Source organism: Neisseria sp. (genome assembly GCF_030530745.1).
GTDB lineage: Bacteria > Pseudomonadota > Gammaproteobacteria > Burkholderiales > Neisseriaceae > Neisseria.
Map to the genome: position 1 here is coordinate 1 of NZ_JAUMUI010000042.1, position 12,943 is coordinate 12,943.

Genomic DNA, 12,943 nt, shown 5'->3' on the forward strand with positions numbered 1-12,943 from the left:
TTTACCGGGTTTGGGTTCGGCTTTTTTCACCGCCGGTTTCTGTTCGGGTTTGGGTTTGATTCCGGTTTTTGGGGGGACGGCTGCAGAAGCATCGGGTGCGGCGGGTTCCGGTTCGGAAGTTGTTGCCGTTTCGGAAGCGGTTTGCTGCTCTTCGATAAAGCCGCCTAATACGTCTGTGTCGGAAGCCGTACCGGCAGGGGCGGTGCCGTCGGCGGCAGGCGGTGCGGATGCGGCAGGCTCGCTGCTTTTCGGTGTGAGGATTTCGGGTTTGGGCAGCTCTTTCTGCGTTTCTTCTTTGAATGCTTCTTTATTGCTTTTGTTCAAAAAGAACAAAACGCCGGCAATCACTGCGGTTGCCAGCAACAAGCCCAACATAAAGCCTGACAGGCCTTTTCCATACTGTTTTTTCGCGCTCATAAAATACCTACGATACCTTGATTTTTTATTGGGTGATGCCGTCTGAAAACTGCTTTGCTCCCCAGTTTCCAAACGGCGCATTTTAGCAACAACTTATGCTTTAAGCAAAAACCTTACAAAGCCCGACGAAAACTTACTGCGCGTAACACATGGGCGCGGCCGACGTTGTCGTCACCGTGCAGGTCGGCCAGTGTGCGCGCCACCCGCATGATGCGGTGGTAGCTGCGGGCGGAAAGCGAGAGTTTTTCGAGCAGGGTGCCTAAAGTTTCGTGTGCTTCTTTAGAGACCATTGCGGTTCCGTCCAGTTCCGTAACCCCCAGATCTGCATTGACCTTGCCCTGACGCGCATACTGCCTCTCGCGCGCGGCCTGCACGCGCACCGACACTTCTGCACTGCTTTCTCCGGCCTGCTGTTGTGTCAGTTCGGCGGCGGAAAGCGCGGGTACTTCAATGGTTAAGTCTATGCGGTCGAGCAGGGGGCCGGAAATTTTGCCGCGGTAGCGGGCGATGCTTTCGGGTGTACAGCGGCAGGGCTTTGCGGGGTGGCCGAGATAGCCGCAGGGGCAGGGGTTCATGGCGGCAACCAGTTGGAATTTGGCGGGATAAACGGCTTTGTGCGCTGCACGGGAAATATGGATTTCGCCGGTTTCCAGCGGTTCGCGCAATACTTCCAGAACCTTGCGGTCGAACTCGGGAAGTTCGTCTAAAAACAAAATGCCGTTGTGGGCCAGTGAAATTTCGCCGGGGCCGGAATTTCCGCCCACTACCGCCACGGGGCTGGAAGTATGGTGGGGGCTTTGAAACGGCCTGTGGCTGTGCAAATCCTGCCTGTGGTTGGGCAGCAGCGAGCGCAGTGCCCACACTTCGATTAATTCGTCGTCGGTTAGCGGCGGCAGAATGGAGGGAAGGCGTTGGGCGAGCATGGATTTGCCCGTGCCGGGCGGCCCCATCATCAGCAGGCTGTGGCCGCCGGCGGCGGCGATTTCCAAAGCCAGGCGTGCGGTGTGCTGGCCTTTCACGTCTTTCAAATCGGGCAGGTTGCGGTTTTCAGACGGCCTTTGCGCCATATCGGCCTGCGTTTGCGCCAACGGTTCGACGGCGTTCAGGTGCGCGGCCACCTGCCCCAAACTGCCGGCGCCGTAAACCGTGATGCCGTTGATGATGGCGGCCTGTCCGGCGTTTTGCTGCGGCAGGATAAAGGCGCGGCCGGCTTTCATGCACTGCCAGGCCATCGCCGGCGCACCCCGCACGGGGCGTAGTGCGCCCGATAGGGCCAATTCGCCGGCAAATTCGTATTGCGCCAGTTTGTCGGCCATAATCTGCCCCGAGGCAGCCAGTATGCCGAGTGCGATCGGTAGATCGAAGCGGCCGGATTCTTTGGGCAGGTCGGCGGGGGCGAGGTTGACGGTGATTTTTTTGGCAGGAAATTCAAAGCCGCTCTGGATAATCGCCGCGCGCACGCGGTCGCGGCTTTCTTTGACTTCGGTGTCGGGCAGGCCGACGATATTAAACGCAGGCAGACCGTTGGCAAGATGGGCTTCCACCTCCACCAACGGTGCGTTCATGCCGCTTAAGGCGCGGCTGTAAACAAGGGCTAACGACATTTGGCAGTCTTCGGTTTCAGACGGCCTTATTCGGTTTGTTCGGGCACTTCGGCGGCTTCCTGCGGCCCGGCGGTGCCGCCTTCGAGTTTGGCCAGGCGCGCTTCGAGTTCGGCCAGTTTGGTGCGGGTTTTAATCAGCACCTGCTGCTGGATGTCGAATTCTTCGCGGGTAACCAAATCCATGCGGTTGAACGCGCTGCCGAGCAGGGCTTTCACGTTTTTTTCAACGTCTTTGGCGGGGCTGTTGGCGATGGTTTCGCTCACTTTTGCCGACACTTCTTCAAATATTTTTTTGCCGATCATTTTGCTGCTCCTTGTTCATAGGGGGTTCGGGGCATTGTATAGCGAATCAGGCCGTCTGAAAAGCAAACACGGGCTGCGTTTTCAGACGGCCTTTGATTTTATTCCGCCGTAAAACCTACTTGGAACACTTCGCCGCCGATATGGATGTCGGCCAGATAGTCATGGCGGTTCTGCACGCACACGGGCAGACGGATTTGTGATGCGGCCCACGAGCCGTCGGCCCGGTGCAGCAGCTTGTAGCGGTTGAAGCCCATGTCCATATCGCGCATCGAAAAACTCACAAACACTTCGGCCGTTTGCGGCGGCACGTTGCGCAGGGTGATGTCGAACGGCTCTTTGGCGGCCACGCGGCTGCTGAATTTCACTTCCGCCCCGTTGGGCAGCCTGCAGCCCGCGTGCACGTTGCAGGCGGATTCGGCAACGGGCGTGATTTCGGGTTGGCCGTTCTGCCACCACAGCAGCGCCGCCACTTTTACGGCGGCAAACACCAACAGCAGCACACCCGCCAAAACAGCTTGTTTCCGGTTGAGATTCAACATTTTTCAGACGGCCTCAGGCAAATTCGGTTTCATCGTCGGCAATCACCGCATGGGCGCCTTTTTCGAGCCAGCGGCGGCGGTAGGCGGCGGCCGTGCTTTCGTCAGCCAGCACCACCAAAGGCAGCGGCACGCCGTTTTCAAGCACCGCGCAAACGGCTTCGGCGGCTTCGCGGTTTTGCACCCGCCACACCACCACGTCGGCATCCTGCACGAGCGGCCATTGTTCGGCTTTATCAATCACCACCCACACGCTTTGCGCAGCAGGAATTTTTCCGCACGCGCGCAGTTCAGGTTCGCCGATTAACACATTGGCGTGTTGCGGTTCAGCCGGCGCAAACGGCACCACGCGGTAGCCGCCCATGCCGTTTTCGCCGTAAAAGCCGGTTTTCAGACGGCCTGCAAGCTGTGTCGGCACGGCAAGGGCGGCCAGCAGATCGCCGTTGGCGGGCAGCATGGGCGACACGGTAAAGCCGCCCGCCCGCTGCCACGACCATTTCTGCCCCTCGCGTGCCTGAATATTGCCCGACCAACCGTCTGCCTCTACCCTCCAAAAGCGCAGATGTACCCGCGCATGTTCGTAATCGTGGATTTTCGTCAGCCACGGCCTTGCGGTTTCGATATGAATGCCCAGCTCTTCTTCAAATTCGCGCTGCAAGGCGGCGAACTCGCTTTCGCCCGCTTCGACCTTGCCGCCCGCAAATTCCCAATAGCCCGCATAAGGCTTGCCTTCGGGGCGCGAACTGAGCAGATAGCGGCCCTGCCTGTCGAGCACGACACCGGCTACCACGCGGATTAAAGGACGGGAAGTTTCCATTGCAACCCCATAAAAATAACGCTAAGGCCGAAATATACCGAAACGCCGGCGTGCCGTCATGGGTTTCGGCAGGGGAGCGGGCTGCCGCGCAGGCAAAGGCCGTCTGAAATATTTTTCAGACGGCACCGATGCTTTAGGCAGGAACGGTCGGGTTTTGACAGCGGTTGATTTAAACAAACAAGGTTCGTTATCCGGGTTTGATCCGAGTATCTGCTGTTTTTTTTGAAAAAAAAAAAAAAGATAATCGGGTCAAGCCCGAGTAAGACGGATGCTTTTGAGTATGACAGAAGTTTTGAGTAGAAAGCGGATGTGTTAGCAGCCGGAACGGGTTTTGCAAAGCGCCCGAACAGTCAATCCGCTATATAATGCGGTTTTCCGGATTTTCCCTATCAATTTTATGCCCTTCTGCCTCAAACTGCCGCTGTCGGCTTTATGTTTAAGTATGCTGCTGTGCGCCTGCCGCCCGGGCGAAGCCGCAGCTGTGGCGGCCGCGCCGCCTGCCGCAGCCGCTTCGGCGGAAACTTTGGCAAGTTACCGCGGTAACCTGCTGGAAGACGCCGCCGCTTTACAGGCGGCGCAAGATGCGCTGAAAAACCTGCCGCTTTTCCGTGGCAAAGCGGTTAACGTGTTTGGCAATATCGATTTTTTCGACGGCGTGCGCCCGCGCATCGAGGCGGATATCCAAGACCCTGTCCGCCCTGAAAAAATCGACCACTATGTTTACAGCCAAGGCCGCTGGCGCTACACCGACACCCTGCGCATTCCGCCCGAAGGTTTGGATATTCCGAAAAAACTCACTCCGCTCTCGCGGGTAAGGTTTGCCGATGCGGCGGCCGTGGCGGCGGCGTGGTCGCAAAAGGCGCGTTCGGTAAACGCCGTGGTTACCGAGCCTTATTTTGTTTCGTATGTACTGCTCGACAAAGAGCACAAACGCTTCTGGCACACGGCAACCATCGAAGCCGTGGGCGAACAGTATTATTTGAGTTTCCATGCCGATCTATCGGTTTGGGAGTTTAAAAAACTGGGGCGGGAAAGGCAGTGATAGAAGGGTATTGATTTAAGCCGTCAGGCCGTCTGAAAGATTTTTCAGACGGCCTGACGGCTTATCGGTACGGCAGAATTGCCAAAACTGCCTTAAGCCGCTTCCACATCGAAGCCGCTGTGGCGCAGCAGCGCGTCGATTTGCGGTTCGCGGCCGCGGAAGGCTTTGAACGACTCCATTGCGCTGCGCGAGCCGCCCACGGCGAGGATTTCCATCCAGAAACGTTTGCCGGTGGCTTTGATGTCGCCGCTTTCTTCAAAGGCGGCGTAAGCGTCGGCCGATAATACTTCCGCCCAAGCGTAGCTGTAGTAGCCTGCGGCGTAGCCGCCGGCGAAGATGTGGCCGAAGCTCAGGGCGAAACGGTTGTAGGCGGGCGGCTGTACCACGGCCACTTCTTTGCGCACGTTTTCCAAAACCTGCGGCCATTCTTTCAGACGGCCTTTGTCGCTTTGGCTGTAAATCAGCATGTCGAACAGGGCGAATTCCATCTGGCGCACTAAAAACATACCGCGCTGGAAGTTTTTTGCGGCCACCATTTTGTTAAACAGTTCGCGCGGCAGGGTGGCGCCGTTGTCTTCGTGCGACGACATTTCGGCCAAAACATCATATTCCCAAGTGAAGTTTTCCATAAACTGGCTGGGCAGCTCCACGGCGTCCCATTCCACGCCGTTGATGCCGGAAACGCCCAATTCGTCGACCTGCGTGAGCAGGTGGTGCAGGCCGTGGCCGGTTTCGTGGAAAAGGGTGATGATTTCGTCGTGGCTCAGGCGCGACTCTTTGCCGCCCACGGGCGGGGTGAAGTTGCATACCAGATAGGCAACCGGTGTCTGCGTCTGTCCGGCTTTGGCGCCCGACAGGAAACGGCGGCGGCCGCGGTAGTCGTTCATCCATGCGCCGCCGCGCTTGCCTTCGCGGGCGTATAAATCCATATACACGCCGCCGATAACCGAACCGCCTTTTTCCAGCTCGAAATAGCGTACGTCGGGGTGCCAAACGGGCACGGTTTTTTCGATGAAGTTCACGCCGTAAAGGCGGTTGATTTGGGCAAACAGCCCGGCGAGCACTTTGCCGGCGGGAAAATATTTTTTCACTTCGGTTTCGCTGAAGGCGTATTTGGCTTCGCGCAGTTTTTCGCCGGCATAGGTCAGATCCCATGCCTGCGGGTCGGCGATGCCGAGGTTGTTGCGCGCGAACGCTTGCACTTCGGCCAAATCTTTTTCGGCAAACGGTTTGGCGCGTGCGGCCAAGTCGTGCAGAAAACCGAGCACCTGTTCGGGGGTGTCGGCCATTTTGGTGAACAGCGACAGTTCGGCGAAATTATTGAAACCCAGCAGTTGCGCTTCTTGCAGGGCGATTTCCAAACGGCGGCCGATATTGGCGGTGTTGTCGAATTTGCCATCATCGCTCAGTTCGCTGGCACGGGTAACGTAGGCGCGGTAAATCTGTTCGCGCAGGCTGCGGTTGCCGGCATACTGCATCACGGCGATGTAGTGCGGCATTTGCAGGCCGATTTTATAACCCGCTTTGCCTTCGGCTTGGGCTGCGGCGGCAAACATGGCCAGCGAATCTTCAGGCAAACCTGAAAGTTCGCTGCTGTCTTCAAAATAAAGGGCGAACGCATCGGTGGCATCGAGCACGTTTTGCGAGAATTGTGCGCCCAGTTGCGCGCTTTCGGTTTGCAGCGCGGCAAATTCGGCCTGTTGTTCGGGCGGCAGCTCGGCGCCGCTGAGCACGAAGTCGCGCAAATCGTGGTTGAGTTTGGTTTGGCGGGCGGCATCGAGTTTGGCGAACCCGGGCGAGTTTTTAATGGCTTTGAAGCGCTCGTAAAGTTCGATGTCTTGGCCGATTTCGGTGAAAAACGCGGTAACTTCGGGCATCAGTTCGTTATACACGGCGCGCAGCTCGGGGGTGTCGACCACCGAATTGAGGTGCGCCACCACGCCCCAGATGCGGCCGACGCGCTCGGTGATGTCGGTGAGGCGCTCCACCGTGTTTTCCCATGTGGCACCGCTTTGCGCCTTGATGCCGGCAATTTCGGCGCGTGCTTCGCTCATGGCGGTTTCGAGGGCGGGGCGGATGTCGCCGGTTTGAATTTCGTTATAGCGCGGCTCGTCGGCCAGATTCAATAATACGTTGCTCATGGGGTTCCTCTTAAAAATACGGTTTCAGACGGCCTTATATGGCGCCATGACCGCAATATTAAAGTCTTTTTTGCCGTGGCGGGATAAATTAAGCCGAACGTTCCGATATAAAAATCATCACAATTTCAAAAAATATATCTGAAAAACGATAACGATATGTTTTATTAGAGTGTAGTTTTAAAGGCAACGGGAGGGTTTTTCGCCGTAAATCCGCCCGGTTGCCGGGTTCGGCCGTAAAAAGTTGTTATAGAATTGGGTGCCTGATGTTTGTTACGGTTACTGCTATGAACGCTGCTACATCTGAATTGGAACACAACGCCGTTTTGCTCAAGCTGATGGGCAACCCCGAGCGGCTGGCGGTTTTGACACTGCTGCAAGGGAGCGAGCGCAGTATCGACGAGCTGGCAGGCGCTTTGGCGCTGCCCCCGACAGTGGTGTCGAAACACTTGGCGCGGCTGCGTGCCGGGAAGCTGGTCGATTACACGCGCTATCACCGCGTGCTGCAATACCGGCTGGTGTCGAAGCAGGTGTCGGCGGTGCTGGATGCTTTGCTTGCGCCGGATGCCAAAACGCAAAAAAGCACCGCCGGTGCTGTCGGAGAATAAACGGTTTTCAAGGCCGTCTGAAAAATGCCCGCCCTTCCGGCGGGCTTTGTTTCGGCAGTCGTGCAGGGAAAAATGAAGTGTGGCACAATCGGCGCCCTGAATATTAACCGGGGCTGTTTATGAAAATCGCTACTTGGAATGTCAATTCCCTCAACGTGCGCCTGCCGCAGGTGCAGGACTGGCTGCAACAACACCAACCCGATGTGCTGGCGCTGCAGGAGCTGAAGCTCGACCAAGACAAATACCCCGCCGCCGTTTTTCAGATGGGTGGCCGGCACACCGTGTGGAGCGGCCAGAAAACCTATAACGGCGTGGCCATTATCAGCAGGGAAGAGCCGCAGGACGTGCACACCGGCCTGCCCGCGCTGCCCGACGATCCGCAGCGGCGCGTGATTGCCGCCACCGTCGGCGGCGTGCGCGTGATTAATGTGTATTGTGTGAACGGCGAAGCGCCCGACAGCCCGAAATTCGAATACAAACGGCAATGGTTTGCCGCGCTGGCCGAATTTGTGCGCGGAGAAATAGGGCGTTACGAAAAAGTGGTGCTGCTGGGCGATTTCAACATCGCGCCCGCCGATGCCGACTGTTATGACCCCGAAAAATGGCGCGAAAAAATCCACTGCACCGGCACCGAGCGGTCGTGGTTCGGCAACCTGCTCGGTTTGGGCTTGACCGACAGCCTGCGCCACCTGCACCCCGAAGGCGCGTATTACACCTGGTGGGATTACCGCGGCGCGATGTTCCAACGCAAACAGGGTTTGCGCATCGACCATATTTTGGTTACGCCGGCATTGCGCGATGCGCTGCAAACCGTTGAGGTGGATTCTGAAGCGCGCGCGCAGGAGCGCCCCAGCGACCATGCGCCGGTGTGGGCGGAGTTTGCGGTATAGCCTTGCCGCCGAATCATCATAAAGGCCGTCTGAAAACTTTTCAGACGGCCTCAAGCTTTTAAACCACCCCACGCTTATCACGCCAAAATCTTGCCCACGATTTCGGCAACGTCTTTCGATAAACCGCTTTGGGCTTGAATCCGCTGCAATTGGGCCTGCATTAGGTTTTTGCGGTGCGGTTCGAGTTTGTTGCAGAGGTTGAACGCCTGCACCAGCCGGGAAGCCACTTGCGGGTTGAAGCGGTCGATTTCCATCACCTTGTCGGCGATAAAGGCGTAACCCGCACCGCTTTCGGCGTGGAAATGCGGCACGTTGCGGCTGAAAGCGCCGAGCAGCGAACGGGCTTTGTTGGGGTTTTCGAGGCTGAAGGCGGGGTGGTTTAAGGCCGCTTGAACTTGTGCGGGCGTGTCGCCGCGGCGGCTGGAGGCGATCAGGGCGAAGTATTTGTCCATCACCAGCGCGTCGTTGCGGAATTTTTCGGCAAACTGTTCCAGCATTTCGTTGCGTTTGTTGCTTTCGTTGTGGTTGACGGCCGACAAAATGCCCCATTCGTGGGTCATGTTTTGTGCCATTTCGGCATATTTTTCGGCAACGGTGTCGATGTGGGCGGGGTCGGCGCGCAATACGAAGGCGCGGCAGGTGTTGCGCAGGGTGCGCCAGCCTGCGGTTTCGGGGCTGTATTCGTAGCGGGTGGCAGGGTCGGCCTGTTGCTCGGCCTGGGCGGCTTTTTGGTTGAGTGCCAGAAATTGCGCTTTAAAGCGGGTGGCGATTAAGTCGAGCAGGGCTTCGCGGGCGCGGTGGACTTGCAACGGGTCGATGTTGTCGCGCTCCGCCCACAGTTCGGCTTCGGCGGGCACGGCCAGCAGCATGGCTTGGAATTCGGCGTCGATGCCGTCTGCGTTCAATACATATTCTACGGCTTCGAGCAGACCCTGGTGTTCGGGCAGCGGCAGGCCTTGCGTGAGTGCGGCTTCGTTGGCGGCGATGGCGCGGCGGTAGAGGGTTTGGCCGGCTTCCCAGCGGGCAAAGGGGTCGGTGTCGGCGGCCAGCAGCACGGCCAGCTCTGCGTCGGTGTAGGGGTAATTGAGGTGCACGGGTGCGGAAAAGCCGCGCAGCAGCGAGGGCACGGCGTTCCGGTGTACGTTTTCCAGCGTGAAGGTTTGCTCGGCTTCGGTGAGCAGCAGCACGGTTTCGGTGGTTTCTCCACTGCTGCCCGGCCGTCTGAAAGCAAGCTGCCGGCCGTTTTCCGCATCGAACAGGGCAACTTTCAGCGGCATGGTCATGGGTTGTTTTCCGGCCATGTCGGGTGTGGGCGGCACGGTTTGTTTGACGGTTAATTCGTAGCCGCCGCTGCCGTTCAGACGGCCTTTTACGTCTAACACGGGCGTGCCGGCCTGGCTGTACCACAGGGCGAAGCGGTCGAGGTTGGTGCCGTTGGCGTCGGCCATGGCGGCGCGGAAGTCGTCGCAGGTAACGGCTTGGCCGTCGTGGCGCTCGAAATAGAGCTTCATGCCTTTTTGGAAGCCTGCTTCGCCCAGCAGGGTGTGATACATGCGCACCACTTCGGCGCCTTTTTCATACACGGTCATGGTGTAGAAGTTGTTCATTTCTTCGTATGAGGCGGGGCGGACGGGGTGGGCGGTGGGGCCGGCGTCTTCGGGAAACTGGAGCGCGCGCAGCATGGCAACGTTTTCGATGCGGCAGGTGGCGTGGCTGATGCGGTCGGCGGAAAATTCCTGATCGCGGAACACGGTCAAGCCTTCTTTGAGCGAAAGCTGGAACCAGTCGCGGCAGGTTACGCGGTTGCCCGTCCAGTTGTGGAAATATTCGTGGGCGATTACGCTTTCGACGGCGGCGAAGTCGGCATCGGTGGCGGTGCGGCTGTCGGCCAGCACGTATTTGGTGTTGAAAATATTGAGGCCCTTGTTTTCCATCGCGCCCATGTTGAAGTCGCCCACGGCCACAACCATGTAGATATCGAGGTCGTATTCTAGGTCGAAGCGTGTTTCGTCCCATTTCATCGCGTGTTTGAGCGATTGAACGGCAAAATCGACCTTGCCCGCATCTTCGGCGCGGGTGTAAAACTCAATGGCCACTTCGCGCCCGCTCATGGTGGTGAAGCTGTCGCGAGTCAGGCTCAAATCGCCCGCCACCAAGGCAAACAGATAGCCGGGTTTGGCAAACGGGTCGGCCCATTTCACCCAATGGCGGCCGTCTGAAAGCGTGCCGCTGCCGACTTTGTTGCCGTTGGAGAGCAGCACGGGATAGCGTCCGGCATCGGCGGTGATGGTGGTGGTGAACACCGACATCACGTCGGGGCGGTCGGGGTAGAAAGTGATTTTGCGGAAGCCCTCCGGCTCGCATTGGGTAAACAGGTTGCCGCCGCTTTCATATAAACCCATCAGTGATTTGTTTTCAGACGGCCTGACGAGGGTTTCGACGGTGAGGGTAAACGGCTCTGCGGGTACGTTTTGCAGCACCAGTTTTTCTTCGGCCAGCGTGTAGTCTGCTGCCGCTTGGCCGTTAACGGCAACCGACAATAATTGTGCGGAGCCGTTGAGCACCAGCGGTTTGCCCGCCTGCTGCGGCAACACCGATAAATGCGCTTTCACATGGGTGTGCGCATCTTGGATATCGAAATATAGGTCGGTGGCAGAAATAAGGTAGGCCGGGGCTTGGTAGTCTTTCAAATAGTGTACGGTTTTGCTCATTTTAGAGATGCTCTTTCGCGTTAGGGCAGGCAAAAGCGGCATTATATAACGGTTGCGTGGTTTTTTCAGACGGCCCTAACCGTGGCAAAACCGGATTCAGGGCGTGGCCGCCGATGCCGCATTCGCTTTGCGCATCATGGCTTTGAGCGGGGCGGCGGTGTTGCGGAGTATGGTTTCGTTTTTCATTTTGCCCGTGTTCTCACCCCACACCGCCAGCGCGGCGCCGATGATTTTGGCCGTGTCGGCGGCGGCGTTGCTGCGGTTTTCGCCGTCCCACACACCCAAGTGCCAGCGTTTTTCGATGTCTTGCGCCGAAAAGCCGGCATCGTGGGCGAAGTCGCGTTTGCCGTTGGGCACCAAATAAAGGTAATACGAATTGTAGTTCAAAACAGAAAAACCTTTAGCGGTCAGCTCGGGCAGCGAGGCGCGCATGGCACGGCGGGCAGAAGCAGTTTTTTTATCGGCAGGATCGCCGTCGTAGCTCCAATAAGTGATTTCGATGTTTCGGTTCAGTTTGCCGACCGTGCTGTTGATCAGGCCGTCGTTCCACATACGGGTTTTCAGCCCTTTGGCCGCCAGATGCGCGGCCAGCGTGTTGGCATAACCGATAAATTCATGATTGCTCTCGGCGCTGTAACCGAATTCGTCGCCGCCGATGTGGAAATGTTTGCTGCGGTTGAACGTTTCGGCCGTTTCGTCGATCAGCGCCTTCACAAACGCCACGCTCTCGGGGCGGGTGATGTCGATTTCGTCGTCGGCCATTTTCGATTTCAGCGCGCGCACATAATCTTTGCCGTGTTTGCGGGTTAACAGCGTGAAGATGCCGTTCATATGATTGGGGCTGCCCACTTCGGGCACGATTTCAATGTTTTTAGCGGCGGCGTAGCGGATAATCGCGCGCATTTGTTTGCGGCTCAGAAACGGCTTGCCGGTTTTGGGGTTGGTATAAACACCGCTGCGGCTGCGTTTGGCGGTTTCAACCGTTTGGCCGAGCAGGGCGCTTTCGAGCGCGTAGTTTTCGTGGTCGGAAAAATGCAGGTGCAGAAACTGCCCGCCCGAAGCGGCCAGCATATTGATGTATTTCTTAATTTCGTTTTCAGAATAAAAGCGGCGGGCGATGTCGAGCATCAGGCCGTTTTGCTTGACTGCCTGTTGTGAAAGGGCGGGTTTGGTATGCGGTTTTTTTGTTTCACCATGGCAGGCGGCGTTGGGAAATGCCAAGGTAAGCAGCATTAGGCCGACGGCCAGCCGGCGGAGGCGGGAGAAGGGCGGTTGGAAAAACATCTGTATTAAACATTCGGTATGGGTCGGAACTTATAACGCATATTGTTTTTAAATTACGCTAAATTTGTTAATAATTTAATTAGGTGTACGGCATAAACTGCGGTGCAGGCCGTCTGAAAGCCGGCCGCGCCCTTATCCGTGGCTTGCTGTGTATTAGGCTTATTTTGGTAAAAATAATTTAAAAAACATACTGTTATAACGATTTTCTTGGCTCGGCAAGCGCAGATCGGCTATAATCCCGCTTATTTTTGATTCTGTAAAACACAGGCCGTCTGAAACCGTTCAGGCGGTTTTCAGCCGGAGCAAAACCATTATGATGACACTCTATTCGGGCATCACCTGCCCGTTCAGCCAACGCTGCCGTTTCGTATTGTTTGAAAAAGGCATGGATTTTGAAATCAAAGACGTCGATATCTTCAACAAACCCGAAGACTTGGCGGTTATGAACCCCTACAACCAAGTGCCCGTTTTGGCCGAGCGCGACCTGATTCTGCACGAATCCAACATCATCAACGAATATATCGACGAACGCTTCCCACACCCGCAGCTGATGCCCGGCGATCCGGTGATGCGCGGCCGCGGCCGTTTGGTGCT

General features: G+C 57.2%; 11 protein-coding genes and 1 pseudogene. 4 read left to right on the forward strand and 8 right to left on the reverse strand.

Features of this window, described 5'->3' with window-relative positions; genetic code table 11:
* The 5 genes and pseudogenes from Q3970_RS10285 to Q3970_RS10305 form a co-directional block, all read right to left on the reverse strand.
* Positions 1 to 417 (reverse strand): annotated as a pseudogene (locus Q3970_RS10285) (SPOR domain-containing protein); the annotation flags it as partial.
* A gap of 113 nt (positions 418 to 530) precedes the next feature.
* Positions 531 to 2,021 carry a YifB family Mg chelatase-like AAA ATPase gene (locus tag Q3970_RS10290; RefSeq protein ID WP_303100481.1) on the reverse strand — a complete coding sequence of 497 codons (1,491 nt, stop codon included), beginning with the start codon at positions 2,019 to 2,021 and terminating at the stop codon, positions 531 to 533.
* Between the two features lie 26 nt (positions 2,022 to 2,047).
* The gene (locus Q3970_RS10295) at positions 2,048 to 2,323 is read right to left on the reverse strand and encodes an accessory factor UbiK family protein (protein ID WP_303100482.1); all 276 of its coding nucleotides are present in this window, start codon (positions 2,321 to 2,323) and stop codon (positions 2,048 to 2,050) included.
* Between the two features lie 98 nt (positions 2,324 to 2,421).
* Positions 2,422 to 2,862 carry a hypothetical protein gene (locus tag Q3970_RS10300; RefSeq protein ID WP_303100483.1) on the reverse strand — a complete coding sequence of 147 codons (441 nt, stop codon included), beginning with the start codon at positions 2,860 to 2,862 and terminating at the stop codon, positions 2,422 to 2,424.
* Positions 2,863 to 2,875: 13 nt separating this feature from the next.
* On the reverse strand, positions 2,876 to 3,676 hold the full coding sequence (locus Q3970_RS10305; protein ID WP_303100484.1) for an NUDIX domain-containing protein: 801 nt from the start codon (positions 3,674 to 3,676) through the stop codon (positions 2,876 to 2,878).
* A 397-nt stretch (positions 3,677 to 4,073) separates the two neighbouring features.
* On the opposite strand from Q3970_RS10305, the gene Q3970_RS10310 reads away from it, so the two are divergent.
* The gene (locus tag Q3970_RS10310; protein ID WP_303100485.1) at positions 4,074 to 4,718 is read left to right on the forward strand and encodes a hypothetical protein; all 645 of its coding nucleotides are present in this window, start codon (positions 4,074 to 4,076) and stop codon (positions 4,716 to 4,718) included.
* A gap of 92 nt (positions 4,719 to 4,810) precedes the next feature.
* Here the strand turns inward: Q3970_RS10310 and Q3970_RS10315 are convergent, their stop codons facing one another.
* Complete coding sequence (locus Q3970_RS10315) at positions 4,811 to 6,859, reverse strand: M3 family metallopeptidase (protein WP_303100486.1); 2,049 nt, start codon at positions 6,857 to 6,859, stop codon at positions 4,811 to 4,813.
* Positions 6,860 to 7,143: 284 nt separating this feature from the next.
* Here Q3970_RS10315 and Q3970_RS10320 point away from each other — a divergent pair, with 284 nt between their 5' ends.
* Positions 7,144 to 7,464: a helix-turn-helix transcriptional regulator gene (locus tag Q3970_RS10320; RefSeq protein WP_303100487.1), complete on the forward strand. Its 321-nt coding sequence runs from the start codon at positions 7,144 to 7,146 to the stop codon at positions 7,462 to 7,464.
* 119 nt (positions 7,465 to 7,583) lie between these two features.
* Positions 7,584 to 8,354, forward strand: a complete 771-nt coding sequence (xth, locus tag Q3970_RS10325) for an exodeoxyribonuclease III (protein ID WP_303100488.1) — start codon at positions 7,584 to 7,586, stop codon at positions 8,352 to 8,354.
* 77 nt (positions 8,355 to 8,431) lie between these two features.
* Here xth and pepN read toward each other — a convergent pair whose 3' ends face one another.
* Both pepN and Q3970_RS10335 read right to left on the reverse strand, forming a co-directional pair.
* On the reverse strand, positions 8,432 to 11,065 hold the full coding sequence (gene pepN / locus Q3970_RS10330) for an aminopeptidase N (protein ID WP_303100489.1): 2,634 nt from the start codon (positions 11,063 to 11,065) through the stop codon (positions 8,432 to 8,434).
* A 96-nt stretch (positions 11,066 to 11,161) separates the two neighbouring features.
* Complete coding sequence (locus Q3970_RS10335) at positions 11,162 to 12,298, reverse strand: family 20 glycosylhydrolase (RefSeq protein WP_303100490.1); 1,137 nt, start codon at positions 12,296 to 12,298, stop codon at positions 11,162 to 11,164.
* A 364-nt stretch (positions 12,299 to 12,662) separates the two neighbouring features.
* Here Q3970_RS10335 and Q3970_RS10340 point away from each other — a divergent pair.
* On the forward strand, positions 12,663 to 12,943 hold a 281-nt coding region (locus Q3970_RS10340), incomplete at its 3' end, for a glutathione S-transferase N-terminal domain-containing protein (RefSeq protein ID WP_303100491.1).